This is a genomic window from Pseudomonas sp. IT-P258, from assembly GCF_949767825.1.
Classification (GTDB): domain Bacteria; phylum Pseudomonadota; class Gammaproteobacteria; order Pseudomonadales; family Pseudomonadaceae; genus Aquipseudomonas; species Aquipseudomonas monachiensis.
The window spans coordinates 83,777-103,269 of sequence record NZ_CATKPU010000076.1 but is presented as its reverse complement, the minus strand read 5'-3'; the positions used below and the strand labels follow the sequence as shown (position 1 = coordinate 103,269).

General features: G+C 61.0%; 13 protein-coding genes and 1 other RNA gene. 6 read left to right on the top strand and 8 right to left on the bottom strand.

Annotated elements, in window-relative coordinates:
• The first annotated feature begins 11 nt into the window (after nucleotides 1-11).
• A complete protein-coding gene (locus ACM6G4_RS23020) occupies nucleotides 12-809 on the top strand; it encodes a substrate-binding periplasmic protein (protein ID WP_056721948.1) in 798 nt (265 codons plus the stop codon).
• Between the two features lie 60 nt (nucleotides 810-869).
• Here the strand turns inward: ACM6G4_RS23020 and ffs are convergent.
• From ffs to ACM6G4_RS22990, 6 genes are all read right to left on the bottom strand, one after another.
• Nucleotides 870-966, bottom strand: an RNA gene (gene ffs, locus ACM6G4_RS23015) — signal recognition particle sRNA small type.
• A 111-nt stretch (nucleotides 967-1,077) separates the two neighbouring features.
• Nucleotides 1,078-2,244: a putative zinc-binding metallopeptidase gene (locus tag ACM6G4_RS23010; protein ID WP_414914685.1), complete on the bottom strand. Its 1,167-nt coding sequence runs from the start codon at nucleotides 2,242-2,244 to the stop codon at nucleotides 1,078-1,080.
• Between the two features lie 158 nt (nucleotides 2,245-2,402).
• Nucleotides 2,403-4,760, bottom strand: coding sequence for an NAD-dependent DNA ligase LigA (gene ligA, locus ACM6G4_RS23005; RefSeq protein WP_414914684.1), 2,358 nt, complete (start codon nucleotides 4,758-4,760; stop codon nucleotides 2,403-2,405).
• 91 nt (nucleotides 4,761-4,851) lie between these two features.
• On the bottom strand, nucleotides 4,852-5,706 hold the full coding sequence (gene zipA, locus ACM6G4_RS23000; protein WP_056721941.1) for a cell division protein ZipA: 855 nt from the start codon (nucleotides 5,704-5,706) through the stop codon (nucleotides 4,852-4,854).
• A gap of 258 nt (nucleotides 5,707-5,964) precedes the next feature.
• A complete protein-coding gene (smc, locus tag ACM6G4_RS22995) occupies nucleotides 5,965-9,453 on the bottom strand; it encodes a chromosome segregation protein SMC (RefSeq protein WP_056721939.1) in 3,489 nt (1,162 codons plus the stop codon).
• Nucleotides 9,454-9,455: 2 nt separating this feature from the next.
• Nucleotides 9,456-10,115, bottom strand: a complete 660-nt coding sequence (locus tag ACM6G4_RS22990; protein WP_056721937.1) for a GntR family transcriptional regulator — start codon at nucleotides 10,113-10,115, stop codon at nucleotides 9,456-9,458.
• A gap of 277 nt (nucleotides 10,116-10,392) precedes the next feature.
• Here ACM6G4_RS22990 and xdhA point away from each other — a divergent pair, with 277 nt between their 5' ends.
• The 4 genes from xdhA to guaD all read left to right on the top strand — a co-directional run bounded on the left by xdhA (nucleotide 10,393) and on the right by guaD (nucleotide 16,526).
• Nucleotides 10,393-11,847: a xanthine dehydrogenase small subunit gene (xdhA, locus tag ACM6G4_RS22985; protein WP_414914683.1), complete on the top strand. Its 1,455-nt coding sequence runs from the start codon at nucleotides 10,393-10,395 to the stop codon at nucleotides 11,845-11,847.
• Nucleotides 11,840-14,239, top strand: coding sequence for a xanthine dehydrogenase molybdopterin binding subunit (gene xdhB, locus ACM6G4_RS22980; RefSeq protein WP_414914682.1), 2,400 nt, complete (start codon nucleotides 11,840-11,842; stop codon nucleotides 14,237-14,239). Before xdhA ends, xdhB begins: the two co-directional genes overlap by 8 nt.
• Nucleotides 14,240-14,356: 117 nt before the next feature.
• On the top strand, nucleotides 14,357-15,214 hold the full coding sequence (gene xdhC / locus ACM6G4_RS22975) for a xanthine dehydrogenase accessory protein XdhC (RefSeq protein WP_414914681.1): 858 nt from the start codon (nucleotides 14,357-14,359) through the stop codon (nucleotides 15,212-15,214).
• A 7-nt stretch (nucleotides 15,215-15,221) separates the two neighbouring features.
• Nucleotides 15,222-16,526 (top strand): guanine deaminase, encoded by a 1,305-nt coding sequence (guaD, locus tag ACM6G4_RS22970; protein WP_414914680.1) that lies wholly within the window; start codon nucleotides 15,222-15,224, stop codon nucleotides 16,524-16,526.
• A gap of 151 nt (nucleotides 16,527-16,677) precedes the next feature.
• Here the strand turns inward: guaD and ACM6G4_RS22965 are convergent, their stop codons facing one another.
• Entirely contained in the window at nucleotides 16,678-17,442 is a 765-nt protein-coding gene (locus tag ACM6G4_RS22965) for a GntR family transcriptional regulator (RefSeq protein ID WP_414914679.1), read from the bottom strand.
• 410 nt (nucleotides 17,443-17,852) lie between these two features.
• Between ACM6G4_RS22965 and ACM6G4_RS22960 the strand changes: the two genes are divergently transcribed.
• On the top strand, nucleotides 17,853-19,043 hold the full coding sequence (locus ACM6G4_RS22960) for a benzoate/H(+) symporter BenE family transporter (RefSeq protein ID WP_056721928.1): 1,191 nt from the start codon (nucleotides 17,853-17,855) through the stop codon (nucleotides 19,041-19,043).
• A gap of 60 nt (nucleotides 19,044-19,103) precedes the next feature.
• Here ACM6G4_RS22960 and ACM6G4_RS22955 read toward each other — a convergent pair whose 3' ends face one another.
• Nucleotides 19,104-19,448, bottom strand: coding sequence for a YggL family protein (locus ACM6G4_RS22955; RefSeq protein ID WP_007971486.1), 345 nt, complete (start codon nucleotides 19,446-19,448; stop codon nucleotides 19,104-19,106).
• Nucleotides 19,449-19,493 lie beyond the last annotated feature (45 nt).

Genomic DNA, 19,493 nt, shown 5'->3' with positions numbered 1-19,493 from the left:
ACGGAGTGTTTATGCGGCTGGCCTTGGGGGCATTGCTGTTGATCAGCCTGGACGGCGTGGCTGCGCAAGCACCGCTGCGCTTCGTGATACCCGACAGCTGGAGCATGCCCATGGTGCAGCTTGAACGGGGCAAACCGACCCAGGGCATCCTGTATGACATGATGCTCAGCCTCGCGACCCAGGTCGGCGTACCGGCCGAATTCCATGTATTGCCGCGCCGGCGCATACAAAGTGCCATGGAGCAAGGCGAGGTCGATGTCCGCTGTTATGTCACGCAATCGTGGCTGCCCGATCAGCCTGATGATTATCTCTGGAGCATCCCGCTCTTCACTCAACCGGACGTGTTGATCACCCTGCATGCGCCGCCCGGCGCGGTCAAACCCGCCGACTTGCCGCAACAGTCCATTGGCACCGTGCTGGGCTACAACTACCCGACCCTGCAGCCGCTGTTCGACACCGGCCAACTGCAGCGCGACGACGCACGCAATCAGGAACAAGTGCTGGAAAAGCTCCTGGCCGGCCGCAATCACTATGCCGTCAGCAATCAATGGAGCCTGGACTGGTTCAATCACCGCCTGTTGCCGGAGCAGCAACTGCAGGGCGTGGCAGTGCTGCAGGAAAACCATATCGGTTGCTACGTTCGCAATGACCCGAAGATCCCGGTGCAGAGCATCCTGCGCACCCTGGGGCGGATGAAGATGTCCGGGGAGATCGATGCGATTGTTCGGCTGTATATCGGTGGCGAGCCTGCGGCTGTGGATAAACCGCAAACGACAAAAAACCGCCCCGGACAAGATCCTGGCAGCTAGCGAAAGTCTGATTTCAGAAAGATAACGCGAGAGAACACTCGCATGGCGTTAAGGTGGTAACCCCACCAGCCACACCCCGGCACACAATGTTCCCGCTGTGGCTGCTGCCTTCCGGCTCTGACCAGGTTCACGGGTAATCGTTGCGGGGGGACCGATGGGGTCACCATAACGACGCTCACCTGTCGGCGAGCCGCGCCATTGTACCTATCTGAGACGAAGTTACAACCGTTGGTTTCGGAATAAAAATATGAGGGGCTTCAAGCACTTGCTATTGCGCCTCAAGCACCTCGTCCGCCCTGCCGCCCTCCTGCTGAATCACCAGGTGAATAAAGTGCAGCTTGGCAATGACCGCTGGCGGCAGGACGAACGGATAGAAATCCGGCTGCCCCATGCTGCGTGACAATTCGTTGAGCATGCCCGCCAGTTCTATCCAGGCATTGACGAACGACAGGAACGCCGCGCCGTCGGGATGCCGCGGATCGTAGAGGGTATCCAGCGGAAACGGCTGATAGTCGAAGTCCATTTCCCGGGCGCTCATGCCAAACCCCAGCGCGGTATCCACTGCGTCCATCATGTGCAGGTAATGCGCCCAGGTTTCGGCCCAGTCTTCCCACGGGTGCATGGTGGCGTAGGCGCTGACGTAGTGCTGCTGCCAGTCGAGCGGTGCGCCCTGCCGATAATGGCGCTCGAGGGCTTCGGCATAGCTGGCGCGCTCATCGCCGAACACTCCGCGAAAAGGCTCAAGCCATTGGCCATTGGCGATCAATCGATCCCAGTAGTAGTGCCCGACTTCGTGACGAAAATGCCCGAGCAGCGTGCGATAGGGTTCGTGCATTTGCACTCGCACCTGTTCGCGGTGGGCATCGTCGGCTTCCTTGATATCCAGGGTGACCAGGCCATTGGCGTGTCCGGTGGTAGGCGGTTTGCCTTCGAGGTCCACGCCGATGAAGTCGAAGGCAAGGCCCGTGTCTTCATCGACGGTTTTGGGAGTCACCTGCAACCCCAGGCTGAGCAGTTGCGCGACCAGACGTCGCTTGGCGGTTTCCACCTTGCGCCAGCGCTCGTGGTTGTCGGTTATCGACAGATCAGGAATGGTGCGATTGAGGCAGCAGGCAATGCACAAGACGTCATGGTCATTGGCCGGCAGCAACCAATTACAGGCCGCCGGGGAGTCGAGGTTGGCACAGCGGCGAAACAGGCCAGCCCCGGGATCGGCATCCAGCAGCCAGGTGTCCGCCTGCACACCCGGTTGCAGCGCAGACAGGCGACTGCGCTCCGGCTGATAACCCAATGCCGCCGAACAGGCCAGGCACTGGCTGTTGCGAAAGAACAGCGACTGCCCGCAACGACAGGACCAGACCTTGCTGTTGCGCAAATTTTCGGCCTTGAACGGCGCGGCGATGCGCGAACTGAGCTGCTCGAAGAACGGGTACATGGCGATCTCTCCCTGAGGCTTGCAGAGACTAGATCATTCCCGAGAGATGATCGTTCCCATGCTTTTTGTGGGAAAAATCAATAGATCGCAGCCTGCGGCAGCTCCTACAGAGAAATGCGTTCTCCTGTAGGAGCTGCCGCAGGCTGCGATCTTGGGTGTCAAACCTGAATACCGTGACCTTTCAAGAACACCACAAACGCCTCTTCATCCAGCACCTTCAACCCCAGCTCATTGGCCTTGGTCAACTTCGAACCGGCACCCGGCCCTGCCACCACGCAATGGGTCTTGGCCGACACCGAGCCGGCTACCTTGGCGCCGAGGCTTTCGAGTTTGTCCTTGGCGATATCGCGGCTCATCAGCTCCAGCGAGCCGGTCAGCACCCAGGTCTGCCCGGCCAGCGGCAAGCCTTCGACGACTTTCTTCTCGCTCTGCCAATGCATGCCGAAATCGGCAAGTTGCTTCTCCGCCGCTTCGGCCAGCTGGCGATTGTCCTCGACCGCAAAAAACTCGCGCACCGAATTGGCCTGTTTCTCCGGCAGCGCCTGGCGCATATCCAGCCAATCCGCGCCAATCACCGCCTGCAACGAACCGAACTTGTCCGCCAGTTTCTGCGCCCCGCCCGGCCCGACCAGGGGGATATGCAGCTTGTCGAGGAAACCACCCAGGGTGGTGCTCGCCGAAAACTCGGCACCCAACTCGCCCTGATCCTGAATCTGCAGGCCATGCTTGAGCAAATCAGCGATCACCTGCCGGTTATGCGCGTCCTCGAAGAAGCTGTGGATCTCGTGCGCGACTTCCAGGCCAACATCCGGCAAGTACGTCAGTACCTGCGGCAAGGCCTGCTGCACCCGCTCCAGCGAACCCAGGGAGCGCGCCAGGACCTTGGCCGTCTCTTCGCCGACATCGGGAATCCCGAGGGCGTAAATGAACCGCGCCAGGCCCGGCTTCTTGCTGTCTTCGATGGCGCCGAGCAGGTTCTTGCTCGACAGTTCGGCAAAGCCTTCCAGATCGACGATCTGCTCAAAGGTCAGGGCGTACAGATCGGCCGGCGAGCTGACCAGGCCTTCGTCGACCAGTTGCTCGACGCTCTTCTCACCCAGGCCTTCGATGTCCATGGCGCGACGGGAAACGAAGTGAATGATCGCCTGCTTGAGTTGCGCGCCGCAGGCCAGTCGACCGACGCAGCGATACACCGCGCCTTCGCTGACCGTCTCGCGACCCTTGCTGCGCTTGATCAGTTGCGTGCGCTCGACATGGGAGCCGCACACCGGGCACTGCTCGGGAATCTGCACCGGCCGGGCATTTTCCGGACGGCGCTCCACGACCACTTGCACCACTTGCGGAATCACGTCACCGGCGCGGCGGATGATCACCGTGTCGCCGATCATCAGGCCCAGGCGCGCGACTTCGTCCATGTTGTGCAACGTGGCGTTGGCCACCGTGACGCCCGCGACCTTGACCGGTTTCAGACGCGCCACCGGCGTCACCGCCCCGGTTCGGCCGACCTGGAATTCCACATCGAGCAACTCGGTGAGCTCTTCCATCGCCGGGAATTTATGGGCGATGGCCCAGCGCGGCTCACGGGCGCGAAAGCCCAGTTCGCGCTGGGAGGCAATGCTGTTGACCTTGAACACCACGCCGTCGATTTCATACGGCAGCGCGCTGCGACGCTCACCGATGTCGCGGTAGTAATCCAGGCACTCGGCGATACCGTGCGCCAGCTTCAGCTCATGACTGATCGGCAAACCCCAGGCCTGGAGCTGCTGCAAATTGCCGATGTGCGTATCGGCAATGTCCGCCGACACCTGGCCGATGCCGTAGCAGCAGAACTCCAGCGGGCGATTGGCGGTGATCTTCGAATCCAGCTGGCGCAAACTGCCTGCCGCCGCGTTACGCGGGTTGGCGAAGGTCTTGCCGCCGACTTCCAGTTGCGTGGCGTTGAGCCGCTCGAAACCGGCCTTGGACATGAACACTTCGCCGCGCACTTCCAGGGTCGCCGGCCAGCCAGTACCGTGCAGCTTGAGCGGGATGTTGCGTACGGTGCGCACGTTAACGCTGATGTCTTCGCCGGTGGTGCCGTCGCCACGGGTGGCGCCGCGCACCAGGATGCCATCCTGATACAGCAGGCTGACGGCCAGGCCATCGAGCTTGGGCTCACAACTGTACTCGACGGTTGCGCCGCCACCGAACAGATCGCCGGCCGGCAGGTCCAGGCCTTCGCTCACCCGGCGGTCGAACTCACGCATGTCGGTTTCTTCGAAGGCGTTGCCGAGGCTGAGCATCGGCACTTCGTGACGCACCTGGGTAAACGCCGACAGCGCCTCGCTGCCCACTCGCTGGGTTGGCGAGTCGCTGGTGATCAGTTCGGGATTGGCCGCTTCCAGAGCCTTGAGCTCGTTGAACAAGCGGTCGTATTCGGCGTCCGGAATGCTCGGCTCGTCGAGCACGTGGTAACGATAGTTGTGCTGATCCAGCTCAGCGCGCAGCTCTAAAATACGGTTCTTGGCGGCGGTCATCGGTGTTCTCTCATAAAGCAAAAGAGCAGCCGAGGCTGCTCAATCTGTTTTGCCGATTATCCCGCGCACCGCGCGGGAATAACCATTTCAGTCAACGTTTCTGGGTCAGGGCGCGGCGTTCGAATTCCACGATGCGTTGACGATAGTGCTCGATCGTCTGGGCGGTCAGTACGCTGCGCTGGTCGTCCTTCAGTTCGCCGTTGAGCTCCTGGGACAATTTACGTGCCGCAGCCACCATCACGTCGAAGGCTTGCTTCGGATGGCGAGGACCTGGCAGACCCAGGAAGAAGCTCACCGCCGGGGTGCTGAAGTGGTCGATGTCGTCCAGGTCGAATACGCCAGGCTTGACGGCGTTGGCCATGGAGAACAGCACTTCGCCGTTGCCGGCCATGCTTTCGTGACGATGGAAAATGTCCATCTCGCCGAAACGCAACCCGCTCTCCAGAATGTTCTGCAACAGCGCCGGGCCCTTGAAGCCGGCAGCGTCGCGGCAGATCACGCTGATCACCAGCACTTCTTCGGCTTGCGGCTGATCCTTGTCGTTGACCGCTGGCGCGGACTTGGTGTCGTCCGGGAAATCGTCGTCGCGGCTGCTGAAGCTCGGGCCACCGTCCAGATCCAGGCTGAGGTTCATGTCGCCCTGGGAAGGCTCGCTGTGGCCACGCTTGCCGCGCTTGGAGCCCGACTCGCGAGGCTCGCGGGCCGGCATGCTCACCGAAGGCAGATCCTGCTCATCCAGTTGCGGCTCTTTATGTGCATCCAGCACGCGCGGCGGGCCCAGCAACTCGGCGCTGCTGTCCTCGTCCGGCAGATTGGACAGATTTCGATCAAGACGGAACTTCAGTTTTCCCTTGCCGCCGCGCATACGGCGCCAGCCATCGAAAAGAATACCGGCAATGACAATAATGCCGATGACGATCAGCCACTCGCGCAGACCGATTTCCATGTAATCCCGTGCCTCTATAAAAAATGCTGAAAAATAAGGGGTTTACAACCTGCAAACCGCTTTAAAACGTGGCGCCAACTCTATGTTCTGACAGGCGTTTTGCCCACGTATACGAAAAATTGACATTAAACTAGCACGACCAAAGGCAACTTTACACCGTCTACCGCCTTGGCTGACGCGAATATGTCGATTGGCCAGCAAGTCGAAGCCAGGAAAAGAGCCCTACACACCGTAAAGCCTCTTTCCTACAACTACGACTCAGGCGTCCACCATCGCCATCGCCTCCTCGACATCCACCGCCACCAGGCGTGAACAACCGGGTTCGTGCATCGTCACCCCCATCAGTTGCTCGGCCATTTCCATGGCGATCTTGTTGTGGGTGATATAGATGAACTGCACTGTCTGTGACATCTCTTTTACCAATCGCGCGTAGCGTCCAACGTTAGCGTCATCCAGTGGCGCGTCAACCTCATCGAGCATGCAGAACGGCGCCGGGTTCAATTTGAAGATCGCAAAAACCAGGGCCAATGCGGTCAGGGCTTTTTCGCCGCCGGAGAGCAAATGGATGGTGCTGTTCTTCTTTCCGGGCGGCTGCGCCATGATTGTTACCCCTGTATCGAGTAAATCTTCGCCCGTCAGTTCCAAATATGCGCGGCCGCCACCGAAAACTTTTGGAAAAAGCGCCTGTAAACCGCCATTGATCTGATCAAAGGTATCCTTGAAACGGTTGCGGGTTTCCTTGTCGATCTTGCGAATCACGTTCTCAAGGGTTTCAAGGGCTTCCACCAGATCGTCGTTCTGGGCATCCAGATAACGTTTACGCTCCGACTGTTGCTGGTACTCATCGATGGCCGCCAGGTTGATCGCGCCCAGACGCTGGATCCTGGCGGCGATGCGCTCGAGCTCTTCCTCGGCATCCTTCTCGCTGGCCTCGGCCGTCAAGGTCGCGAGTACGCCGTGGAGATCGTAGCCGTCTTCCAGCAATTGGTCCTGCAAGGTCTTGCGGCGCACGGTCAGGGCTTGCCATTCCATGCGCTGGGTTTCGAGCTGGCTGCGAATCAACTGCGATTGCTGTTCAGCCTGGCTGCGGCGCTTCTCGGCGTCGCGCAATTCGCGGTCGGCGTCTTCAAGGGCGATCTGCGCGGTCTTGAGTTCTTCGTCGACGGTCATGCGCTTGTCGAGCAACTCCTCGAGCTTCAGGCGCAGCTCTTCCAGCGGTGCTTCGCCCTCCTCCAGATTGAGGCTCAGTTGCTCGCGCTTTTCAGTCAGGCGTTCGGACTGCATCTCCAGACGTTCCAGCGCCTGGCGTGTCGAATCATGCTGCGCCTTGAGCGAACCCAGGCGCACCGCCAGCTGGTGGGCGTGATCCTTGTGCTGCCGCGCTTCCTGACGCACACGATCCAGGCGCTCGCGCAGGCTGTCGCGCTGGGCCAGCAGCAACTCACGCTGCTCGGTGTCCTGCGCCATGCTGTCGAGGGCTTCCTGCAATTGCAGGCGCGCCTCACCGATGTTTTCGTGTTCCAGCGCGCGCTGCTCATCGAGTTCGACAAGCTCTTCGTCGAGACGGGTACGGCGCAGGGTCAATTGTTCGGCCTTGGCTTTGCCGGCGGACAATTGCGCCTTCAATTCACCTTGCTGACGCGCTTCGTCCTGCAGCAAGCGGCGCAAATGTTCGCGACCGTTTTCCTGCTGACGCTGCTGCGCCCTGAGATTCTGCAGTCGGGTTTCCAGGGTTTCGACAGCGGCTTCGCGCTCTTCACGCTCAAGGCCCAGTTGCTGGATTTCCTGCCCCCGGGCGAGCACGCCGCTTTCCGCCTCACTGGCCCGACGCACCCGCAGAAAATGCCGTCCGACCCAGTAACCGTCACGACTGATCAGGCTCTGCCCGGCAGCCAATTGCCCCCGCAAGGCCAAGGCCTGTTCCAGACTGTCGACCGGCTTGACCTGCCCCAGCCATGGCGACAGATCGAGTTGCGCCTCGACTTTGTCCAGCAAGCTGCCCGGCATCCGGACGCCATCGCTGGCCGGGCTGAGCAAACGCAGATCGCCCTGGGCAAAGCCCGACAGATCGAAATCGTTGAAGTCGTCCACCAGCACCGCTTGCAGGTCGGCGCCGAGCACGGTTTCCACCGCCAGCTCCCAACCGGCCTCAACCTTCAGGCCTTCGGCCAGGCGCGGGCGATTCGCAAGATTCTGTTCGCGCAGCCATTCGGCGGTGCCGGTGCCCGGATCGAGCGCGGCTTGCTGCAAGGCTTCGAGGGAGGCCAGCCGACCGTTGAGGCGCTGCAAATCACCTTGTGCCTGCTGCTGCGCGGTCAGCGCCTGCTGCAACTCCTGACGTAACTGCTCGAGCTTTTCGACCTGGGCTTCTTCGCTGGTCTGCAAATCCTCAAGGGTCGCTTCGGATTCGGCAAGCTGCTCGCTGAGCGCCATGATCGCCGCGTCTTCCGGGTCCGCCGAGAGCAAGGCGCGCTCTTCGCCTAAACGCTTCTGACGGTCGGCCAGGCGCTCGAGGCTGGTTTCCAGCTGCTGGATCCGCGACTGCTGCACTTCGGCCTGACGGCGCGGCTCGGCGGCGGTGAGGTTGAACGTATCCCACTGCTCCTGCCAGCCGTGCATGGTGGTTTCGGACTCTTCCAGCGCGGCGGCGGCCTCTTCGGCCGCGGCGCTGGTGACTTCCTGCTCCGGGGTGAGCATGTCCAGCTCTTCGCCGAGGGTCAGCAGCAACGTGCGGTCGTGACCCAGGTGCGATTCGGTTTCCAGGCGCGCGCGCTCGGCCTCTTTCAGGTCATCCTGCAACTGGCGCAAACGCTGCTGACCGTGCTGGATGCTCTGCTCGACCCGGGCGATGTCGCCGCCGACCGAGTAAAAGCGCCCCTGCACCAGGTTGAAGCGCTCCGAGAGGTCGTGGTGCCCGTCACGCAGGCGCTCGATGCTCGCATCGGCATTGCGCTGTTCGGCCACAAGGGCTTCGAAAGAAACTTCCTGGTTGCCGATGATCGCTTCACGCTGGCCGACCTGATCATTCAGCGCCTGCCAGCGCAGGGCCGACAGCTGGGCCTTGAGCTGACGCTCCTCACCCTTGAATTCCTGATACTTCTTGGCGGCCTCGGCCTGGCGGTGCAAGCGTTCGAGCTGCCGCTCAAGCTCTTCGCGCAGGTCGGTCAGGCGCTCGAGGTTTTCGTGGGTGCGGCGGATGCGGTTTTCCGTCTCGCGCCGGCGTTCCTTGTACTTGGAGATGCCCGCGGCTTCTTCGATGAAGTTGCGCAGGTCTTCGGGCTTGGACTCGATCAGCTTGGAGATCATCCCCTGCTCGATGATCGAGTAGCTGCGCGGGCCAAGCCCGGTGCCGAGGAAGATGTCGGTGATGTCGCGGCGCCGGCATTTGGTGCCGTTGAGGTAATAAGTGGTCTGGCTGTCGCGGGTCACTTTGCGGCGAATGGAGATTTCCGCGTAGGCGGCGTACTCCCCGAGCAAGGTGCCGTCGGAGTTGTCGAACACCAGTTCGATGCTCGCCTGGCTCACCGGCTTGCGGCTGGTGGAGCCGTTGAAGATGACGTCGGTCATCGACTCGCCGCGCAGGTTCTTCGCCGAACTCTCGCCCATCACCCAGCGTACGGCGTCGATGATGTTCGACTTGCCGCAGCCATTGGGCCCGACCACCGCCGCCATGTTACTGGGGAAGTTCACCGTGGTCGGGTCGACGAAGGACTTGAACCCCGCCAGCTTGATGCACTTGAGCCGCACCCTCAGGCGTCCGTCAGTGCTGAGATCACCAGATCGCAACTGCGCTGGGCGTAAGCCGTCAGCACTTCACGAATCTGCACAAAGTCACGGGCCAGCACAGCAGCGAGCAAGCGTTCGAACAGCTCGAGGAATTCGCTCATCGACGCTTTGCGCAGGTCCAGCGCGAGGAAATACGCACGGCTCATGGCCGGCTGCAGATTCTCGACGGTCTCCTGCAAGTACGGGTTGTTGGCGAACGGGTACGCGGCGCGCATCACATTGAAGCTGTCGTCGACGAACGTGCGGATGTCCTGACGCTCGTAGCTGGCCGTCAGGCGTTGCTGGATCTGTACGAAAGGCGCCATGTCGGCCTGGGTTTTCCAGCCGCTGGCCACTGAGTTGCCGAGCAGGATATAGAGCTCGCTCATCAGCGTGCACAGGCTCTGCACCTTGTGTGGCGTGAGCTCGGTAACGTGGGCACCGCGTCGCGGCAGGATCGCGATCAAATGGCGACGCTCGAGGATCAGCAAGGCCTCGCGGACCGAACCACGACTGACATTGAGGGCCAGCGTGACCTTCTGTTCCTGGATGCGCTCCCCGGGCTTCATTTCGCCGCGAATGATGCGTTCGGCGAGGTGGTGAGCGATTTGCTCGGCGAGGCTGTCCGGCGCCTTGAACGTCATGGTTGTCCTTCAAACTCTTTGATCTGTACAAGCGGCGCAGTGTAGCGCAATTGCTGCGTCAGGGCGGAGTGCCTGCCCGGAGGTTTTTGGCATGATTCAAGCAAATTCAAGCAAAAAGGCAGGCTATCGAACCAGCGACAATAATTAAGGAACAAGTGGTTGATCGACAAATTGTAATTTCCTGACCTTTAAGTCAGAAAACCATTGACCGAAAAGTCAGACCTGCTAAATTCAGTTCCTGTCGGTTAACAACAATAATGAGTCTGCGAGGCCTTCCGTGATCCAGTTTTTACTAAACCAGGAACTCCGTAGCGAGCACGCCCTGGACCCGAACCTGACCGTGCTCAATTATCTGCGCGACCATGTCGGCAAGCCCGGCACCAAAGAAGGCTGCGCCAGCGGTGACTGCGGCGCCTGCACCGTGGTGGTCGGCGAATTGCAGACCGATGATGACGGCCGCGAACACATTCGCTATCGCAGCCTCAACTCGTGCCTGACCTTCGTGTCGTCCCTGCACGGCAAACAACTGATCAGCGTCGAAGACCTCAAGCACAAGGGTGAACTGCACAGCGTGCAGAAAGCCATGGTCGAGTGCCACGGCTCGCAATGCGGCTTCTGCACCCCCGGCTTCGTGATGTCGCTGTTTGCCCTGCAAAAGAACAGCGATGCACCGGATCATGCCAAGGCCCACGAAGCACTGGCCGGCAACCTCTGCCGTTGCACCGGCTACCGGCCGATCCTGGAAGCCGCCGAGCAGTCCTGCTGCGCCAAGCAACCGGACCAGTTCGACGCCAGCGAGGCCGACACCATCGCACGCCTCAAAGCCATTGCCCCGACCGATATCGGCGAACTCAACAGCGGCGACAAACGCTGCCTGGTGCCGCTGACCGTGGCCGACCTGGCCGATCTCTACGACGCTTATCCACAGGCCCGCCTGCTGGCCGGCGGCACTGACCTGGCGCTGGAAGTCACGCAGTTCCACCGCACCCTGCCGGTGATGATCTATGTCGGCAACGTCGCCGAGATGAAGCGCATCGACCGTTTTGACGATCGCCTGGAAATCGGCGCCGCCACGTCCCTGTCCGACTGCTACGAGGCCTTGAACGCCGAGTACCCGGACTTCGGTGAATTGCTGCACCGCTTCGCGTCCTTGCAGATCCGCAACCAGGGCACCCTGGGCGGCAACATCGGCAACGCCTCGCCGATTGGTGACTCGCCGCCCCTGCTGATCGCCCTCGGTGCGCAGATCGTGCTGTGCAAAGGCGAGACCCGCCGCACCTTGGCGCTGGAAGATTACTTCATCGATTACCGCGTCACGGCGCGCCAGGAAAGCGAGTTCATCGAGAAGATCATCGTGCCCCGCGCCAGCGTCGATAAACTGTTCCGCGCCTACAAGGTTTCCAAGCGCCTGGACGACGATATCTCGGCAGTCTGCGCCGCCTTCAACATTCGCCTGGAAAACGGCATCGTCGCTCAAGCCCGCGTCGCCTTCGGCGGCATGGCGGCCATCCCGAAACGCGCCGCTGCCTGCGAAGCCGCGTTGCTCGGCTCGCCATTCAATAACGCCACTGTCGAACGCGCCTGCGCTGCCCTGGCCGAAGACTTCACGCCGCTCTCGGACTTCCGCGCCAGCAAGGAATATCGCCTGCTCAGCGCGCAGAACCTGCTGCGCAAATACTTCATCGAACTGCAAACACCGCACATCGAGACCCGGGTGACCGCTTATGTCTAATCATCACGCCGTAGAGAAGACCCAAGCCGAATTGGCTGAACTGTTCGCCAAGGACCTGACCACCGGTGTCGGCCGCAGCGTCCAGCACGACAGCGCCGCCAAGCATGTGGCCGGTGAGGCGCAATACATCGACGACCGCCTGGAGTTTGCGAACCAGTTGCACGTCTATGCGCGCATGTCGGACCGCGCCCACGCCCGGATCATCAGCATCGACACCTCGCCCTGCTACGCCTTCGAAGGCGTGCGCATCGCCATCACCCACGAAGACGTACCGGGCCTGAAAGACATCGGCCCGTTGCTACCGGGCGATCCGCTGCTGGCCATCGACACTGTGCAGTTCGTTGGTCAACCGGTGATCGCCGTGGCGGCGAAAGATCTGGAAACCGCGCGCAAGGCGGCCATGGCCGCGATCATCGAATACGAAGACCTGGAACCTGTGCTGGACGTGGTCGAAGCCCTGCGCAAGCGCCACTTCGTACTCGACAGCCACACCCATCAACGCGGCGATTCGGCCACGGCGCTGGCCACTGCCGAACATCGCATCCAGGGCACGCTGCACATCGGCGGCCAGGAGCACTTCTACCTGGAAACCCAGATCTCTTCGGTGATGCCGACCGAAGACGGCGGCATGATCGTCTACTGCTCCACGCAAAACCCCACCGAAGTGCAGAAGCTGGTGGCCGAAGTGCTGGACGTGTCGATGAACAAGATCGTCGTCGACATGCGTCGCATGGGCGGCGGTTTCGGCGGCAAGGAAACCCAGGCCGCAAGCCCCGCGTGCCTGTGCGCGGTGATCGCGCACCTCACCGGCCAGCCGACCAAGATGCGCCTGCCACGGGTCGAAGACATGCTGATGACCGGCAAGCGTCACCCGTTCTATGTCGAGTACGACGTCGGCTTCGACAGCACCGGCCGCCTGCACGGCATCAACCTGGAGCTGGCCGGCAACTGCGGTTGCTCGCCTGACCTGTCGGCGTCGATCGTCGACCGGGCGATGTTCCACTCGGACAACTCGTACTACCTGGGCGATGCGACCATCAACGGTCACCGCTGCAAGACCAACACCGCGTCGAATACTGCCTACCGTGGTTTCGGCGGCCCGCAAGGCATGGTCGCCATCGAAGAAGTGATGGACGCCATTTCTCGCCATCTGGCCCTGGATCCTTTGGCCGTGCGCAAGGCCAACTACTACGGCAAGACCGAGCGCAACGTCACCCACTACTACCAGACCGTCGAGCACAACATGCTCGAAGAGATGACCGCCGAACTGGAAGAAAGCAGCCAGTACGCCGAGCGTCGCGAAGCGATTCGTCGCTACAACGCCAACAGCCCGATCCTGAAAAAAGGCCTGGCGCTGACCCCGGTGAAATTCGGTATTTCCTTCACCGCCAGCTTCCTCAACCAGGCCGGTGCCCTGGTGCACGTCTACACCGACGGCAGCATCCACCTCAACCACGGCGGCACCGAAATGGGCCAGGGCCTGAACACCAAGGTCGCGCAGGTCGTGGCCGAAGTGTTCCAGGTGGAAATGGACCGTGTGCAGATCACCGCGACCAACACTGACAAAGTGCCGAACACTTCGCCAACCGCTGCTTCCAGCGGTGCCGACCTGAACGGCAAGGCCGCGCAGAACGCTGCCGAAACCATCAAGCAACGGCTGGTGGAATTCGCGGCGCGCCAGTACAAGGTCAGCGAAGAAGACGTGGAATTCCACAACGGCCACGTACGGGTCCGCGATCACATCCTGACCTTCGAAGCACTGATCCAGCAGGCGTACTTTGCCCAGGTGTCGCTGTCGAGCACCGGCTTCTACAAGACCCCGAAAATCTATTACGACCGCAGCCAGGCCCGTGGTCGGCCGTTCTACTACTTCGCCTTTGGCGCCGCGTGCTGCGAAGTGCTGGTCGACACCCTGACCGGCGAATACAAGATGCTGCGCACCGACATCCTCCACGACGTCGGCGCCTCGCTGAACCCGGCCATCGACATCGGTCAGGTCGAGGGCGGTTTCATCCAGGGCATGGGCTGGCTGACCATGGAAGAGCTGGTGTGGAACAACAAGGGCAAGCTGATGACCAACGGCCCGGCCAGCTACAAGATCCCGGCCGTGGCGGACATGCCGTTGGACCTGCGGGTCAAGCTGGTAGAGAACCGCAAGAACCCGGAAGACACGGTGTTCCACTCCAAGGCCGTGGGCGAGCCGCCGTTCATGCTCGGTATCGCCTCGTGGTGTGCGATCAAGGACGCCGTGGCGAGCCTGGGCGATTACAGACATCAACCGAAAATCGACGCCCCGGCAACCCCGGAGCGAGTGTTGTGGGGCTGTGAGCAGATGCGCCAGTTGAAGGCGGCAAAAGCTGTCGGGGCTGAGACCGAGATGGCTTCGCTCTAAGACCGAAGTGCGGCCTTCGCGAGCAAGCCCGCTCCCACATTTGGAATGCATTCCCCTGTGGGAGCGGGCTTGCTCGCGAAGAGGCCGGTACAGACAACAGAGATGTTGAGGTGAAACATGTACAACTGGATCGACGCCCTCGCCGACCTGCAAAACCGGGGTGAGCCCTGCGTGCTGGTCACCATCATCGAAGAGCTCGGCTCGACGCCGCGCAACGCTGGCTCGAAGATGGTCATCAGTGCGAACCAGAGCTTCGACACCGTCGGTGGCGGGCACCTGGAATACAAGGCCATGAAGATCGCCCGCGAGATGCTCGCCAGCGGCAAGCAGGACACCCATCTGGAGCGCTTCAGCCTCGGTGCCAGCCTTGGCCAATGCTGCGGTGGTGCAACCGTTTTGCTGTTCGAACCGATGGGCCAGATTCAAGCGCAGATCGCCGTGTTCGGTGCCGGCCACGTTGGCCGCGCCCTGGTGCCACTGTTGGCCAGCCTGCCCTGCCGGGTTCGCTGGATCGATTCGCGGGAAGATGAGTTCCCCGAGCAGATCCCCCATGGCGTGCGCAAGATCGTCAGCGAAGAACCGGTGGATGAAATCGATGACCTGCCGGCCGGCAGCTATTGCATCGTGATGACCCACAACCATCAACTCGACCTCGAACTGACCGCCGCGATCCTCAAGCGCAACGACTTCGCCTACTTCGGCCTGATCGGTTCGAAGACCAAACGGGTGAAGTTCGAACATCGCCTGCGCGACCGCGGTTTCGACAACAGCGTCGTGCAACGCATGCGCTGCCCGATGGGCATCGGCGAAGTCAAAGGCAAGTTGCCTGTGGAAATCGCCATCTCCATCGCCGGCGAAATCATCGCCATCTATAACGCGAACTTCGGCCAGCAGACGTCCAGCGCCGAACCGATTGCCAAACTGCTGCCCGCGTCACGCCGCAGCCAAACCGCAAACTTGAAAGCCTCGAATTGAGAATCTCATGCCTTTGACTCGCAAAGCTTACCGCGCCGCCATCCTGCACAGCATTGCCGACCCAGCCGTCGTGGGCATCGAAGCCTCCTACGAGTATTTCGAAGACGGCTTGCTGGTTGTGGATAACGGCCAGATCAGCGCCCTGGGCCACGCCAGCGAACTGCTGCCGACCCTGCCGGCTGACGTCGAAATCACTCACTACCAGGATGCATTGATCACCCCCGGCTTCATCGACACCCACATCCACCTGCCGCAAACCGGCATGGTCGGCGCCTATGGCGAGCAATTGCTGGACTGGCTCAACACCTACACCTTCCCGTGCGAAAGCCAGTTCGCCGACAAGGACCACGCCGATCAGGTCGCGGACATTTTCATCAAGGAACTGCTGCGCAACGGCACCACCACTGCGCTGGTATTCGGCAGCGTGCACCCGCAATCGGTGAACTCGTTCTTCGAAGCCGCCGAGCAGCTTGACCTGCGGATGATCGCCGGCAAAGTGATGATGGACCGCAACGCCCCGGACTACCTGACCGACACCGCCGAATCCAGCTACGTCGAAAGCAAGGCGCTGATCGAACGCTGGCACGGCAAGGGTCGCCTGCACTACGCGGTCACCCCGCGCTTCGCACCGACCAGCACCCCGGAACAGCTGACCCTGGCCGGCCAGTTACTGACCGAATACCCGGATCTGTACATGCAGACCCACATCAGCGAAAACCTCAAGGAAATCGAGTGGGTCAAGGAGCTGTTCCCGGAGCGCAAGGGCTACCTGGACGTCTACGACCACTACCAGTTGCTCGGCGAGCGCTCGGTATTCGCCCACGGTGTGCACCTGTGCGATGACGAGTGCGCGCGCCTGGCGGAAACCGGCTCGGCCATCTCGTTCTGCCCGACCTCGAACTTCTTCCTCGGCAGCGGCCTGTTCAACCTGCCGATGGCCGAGAAGCACAAGCTCAATGTCGGCATCGGTACCGATGTGGGCGGCGGCACCAGTTTCTCGCTGCTGCAAACCCTCAACGAAGCCTACAAAGTGATGCAACTGCAAGGTGCACGCCTGAGCCCGTTCAAGTCGCTGTACCTGGCCACCCTCGGCGGCGCCCGCGCACTGCGCCTGGAGGACAGGATCGGCACCCTGCAACCGGGCACCGACGCCGACTTCCTGGTGCTGGACTACAACGCCACGCCGCTGCTGAGTTATCGCTTGAAGCAGGCCAACAACATCGCCGAGACGTTGTTTGTGCTGATGACGCTGGGCGATGACCGGACTGTGCAGCAGACGTATGCGGCGGGAAATCTGGTGCATCAGCGCTAGTTTCCTTCGGGCATAAAAAATCCCCCGCACTTTTCAGTCCGGGGGATTTTTATTGCCTGTCAGAAAGATCAAAAGATCGCAGCCTGCGGCAGCTCCTACATGGAGCGCATTCTTCTGTAGGAGCTGTCGAGTGAAACGAGGCTGCGATTTTTCAGAGCTTGGCCGGCGAGCGCCCAGGCTTCTTGGTCTGCAACAAATGCGAGAACACCGCATGCAGATCATCCGAAGCACTTTCCTCGTCGAGGTTCAGCTTGCTGTCGATATGATCCATATGATGCATCATCAGGTTCACCGCCAGTTCACAGTCGCGCTTTTCGATAGCGTCGATCAACTGGGTGTGCTCGTCGTAGGAGCAATGGGAACGGTTGCCGCTTTCGTACTGGGCAATGATCAGCGACGTCTGGGACACCAGGCTGCGCTGGAAACTGATCAGCGGCGCGTTTTTCGCAGCTTCGGCCAGTTTCAGGTGGAATTCACCCGACAGGCGGATGCCGGCGCCACGATCGCCACGGGAGAAGCTGTCGCGTTCGTCGTTGACCATCTGGCGCAATTCGGCAATCTGCTCGGCGGTCGCGTGCTGAACGGCCAGCTCAGTGATCGCTCGCTCCACCAGACGGCGGGCCATGAACACCTGGCGGGCTTCTTCGACGCTCGGGCTGGCGACCACGGCGCCACGATTCGGACGAAGCAGCACCACGCCTTCATGGGCCAGGCGCGACAAGGCACGGCGAATGATGGTGCGGCTGACCCCGAAAATTTCCCCCAGCGCTTCTTCGCTCAACTTGGTGCCGGGCGCCAGACGCTGTTCGAGGATGGCCTCGAAGATATGCGCGTAGACAATATCGTCCTGGGTACCGCTGCGGCCGGCTTTGCCTGCTCGCGGTTGTTTCTTTAGGGGTTGCAACTGTTCGTTCATGGGCACTCGAGTCGGAAGAACTGCGGCGAATTGACCGCGACTGTAATACGGCACAGTGGGTCGCTGGCAAGTATCGCGTAAAAAACACTGCGATTGTACACAATGGAAGGTGGCAACACGACTGTACGGCTGAATGTTGCCTCGGCTGTATCGCAACGCCTGATTACTTTTGAGTTTAGGCTTAAAACACAAAACTTTTGTCGAGAGACATTTTTGTGGCGAGGGAGCTTGCTCCCGCTCGACTGCGCAGCAGTCGTAAAATCAGCCGACGCATTCCATTGGACACACTGCAGTGCCTTGATTGGGGCTGCTTCGCAGCCCAGCGGGAGCAAGCTCCCTCGCCACACATTTGGGTCAGCCACAAATACCTGCTGGATTCACTGCTTTTATAGACAAGGAACACCACCGTCATGAACGACGCCACCCACACGCAAATCCGCCCGCTGGCCGACACCTCGCCCTCGGCCATCGTCGCCGGCTTCATCGCCATGATGACCGGCTACACCAGCTCCCTGGTGCTGATGTTCCAGGCCGGGCAAGCCGCGGGCCTCAGCAGCGGGCAGATTTCTTCGTGGATCTGGGCCATCTCGATCGGCATGGCGGTGTGCTCCATCGGCCTGTCACTGCGCTATCGCACGCCGATCACCATTGCCTGGTCGACCCCCGGCGCCGCACTGCTGATCACCAGTCTCGGCGGCGTGTCTTACGGCGAGGCCATTGGCGCCTACATCACCTGCGCGGTGCTGGTGACGATTTGCGGGATGACCGGCAGCTTCGAACGACTGGTGAAAAAGATTCCGGCCTCCCTGGCCGCCGCCCTGCTGGCGGGGATTTTGTTCAAGATCGGCAGCGAGATTTTCGTCGCGGCACAACACCGCACGGCCCTGGTACTGGGGATGTTCGTCACTTATCTGGTGGTCAAGCGCCTGTCGCCGCGCTATGCGGTGCTGGCGGCATTGCTGATCGGCACGGCATTGTCAGGCTTCATGGGGCTGCTGGACTTCAGCGATTTCCACCTGGAAGTGGCCACGCCGGTCTGGACCACGCCGCACTTCTCCCTGGCGGCAACCATCAGCATCGGCATCCCGTTGTTTGTCGTCGCCATGACCTCACAAAACATGCCCGGTATCGCCGTATTGCGCGCCGATGGTTACACGGTGCCCGCCTCGCCTCTGATCACCACCACCGGCATCGCCAGTTTGCTGCTGGCACCGTTCGGCTCCCACGGGATCAACCTGGCGGCGATCAGCGCAGCGATCTGCACCGGACCGCACGCCCATGAGGATCGCAACAAGCGCTATACCGCTGCGGTCTGGTGCGGGATTTTCTACGGGATCGCCGGCGTGTTCGGTGCGACGCTCGCGGCGTTGTTTGCCGCGCTGCCCAAGGAACTGGTGTTGTCGATTGCGGCGCTGGCGCTGTTCGGCTCGATCATCAACGGCTTGAGCATCGCCATGAGCGAAGTGAAGGAACGTGAAGCGGCGCTGATCACCTTCATGGTCACGGCATCGGGGCTGACGCTGTTTTCCATCGGCTCGGCGTTCTGGGGGATTGTCGCCGGGGTGGTGACGCTGGTGATTCTGAACTGGCGCAAGGCCTGAAATACACAAAACCGGGCCAAAAAAAACGGCGACCCTTGGGTCGCCGTTTTTACTGGAACATCAAGCTACCGGATTGATCGGCTTTTCCGGGTACCAGACGTCCAGCAGCGGGCTGACTTCAACGCTGGTCAGCTCGGTGCGGCCTTTGAGCCAGGCTTCAACGGCAGCGCGCTGTTCAGCGCTGACCGAGCCACGCTTCTGCAGGCAAACCAGACCGTAGTCGTCGCCGCCAACATAACCCAGGCCGTTGGCTTCCATGGCTTCTTTGAGGAACGCGTCGAGGAAAGCATCAATGGCTTCATCAGCCAAATCTTCTTTGAAATCCAGGTTCAGTTCGAAACCCAGCTCTTGAAATTCATCGACGCACAGTTTTTTGCGCAGACGCTGGGAACGGTTAGTCGCCATTGGAACAATCCTCTTAAGTAATAACGGGCGGCACTTTAGCAGTTT

Bases quoted from the DNA above. Each gene is read 5' to 3' on its own strand.
- ACM6G4_RS23020 (WP_056721948.1), top strand. From the start codon at position 12: ATGCGGCTGGCCTTGGGGGCATTGCTGTTGATCAGCCTGGACGGCGTG.
- ACM6G4_RS23010 (WP_414914685.1), bottom strand. From the start codon at position 2,244: ATGTACCCGTTCTTCGAGCAGCTCAGTTCGCGCATCGCCGCGCCGTTC.
- ligA (WP_414914684.1), bottom strand. From the start codon at position 4,760: ATGACCGCCGCCAAGAACCGTATTTTAGAGCTGCGCGCTGAGCTGGAT.
- zipA (WP_056721941.1), bottom strand. From the start codon at position 5,706: ATGGAAATCGGTCTGCGCGAGTGGCTGATCGTCATCGGCATTATTGTC.
- ACM6G4_RS22990 (WP_056721937.1), bottom strand. From the start codon at position 10,115: ATGACGTTCAAGGCGCCGGACAGCCTCGCCGAGCAAATCGCTCACCAC.
- xdhB (WP_414914682.1), top strand. From the start codon at position 11,840: ATGTCTAATCATCACGCCGTAGAGAAGACCCAAGCCGAATTGGCTGAA.
- xdhC (WP_414914681.1), top strand. From the start codon at position 14,357: ATGTACAACTGGATCGACGCCCTCGCCGACCTGCAAAACCGGGGTGAG.
- guaD (WP_414914680.1), top strand. From the start codon at position 15,222: ATGCCTTTGACTCGCAAAGCTTACCGCGCCGCCATCCTGCACAGCATT.
- ACM6G4_RS22965 (WP_414914679.1), bottom strand. From the start codon at position 17,442: ATGAACGAACAGTTGCAACCCCTAAAGAAACAACCGCGAGCAGGCAAA.
- ACM6G4_RS22960 (WP_056721928.1), top strand. From the start codon at position 17,853: ATGAACGACGCCACCCACACGCAAATCCGCCCGCTGGCCGACACCTCG.
- ACM6G4_RS22955 (WP_007971486.1), bottom strand. From the start codon at position 19,448: ATGGCGACTAACCGTTCCCAGCGTCTGCGCAAAAAACTGTGCGTCGAT.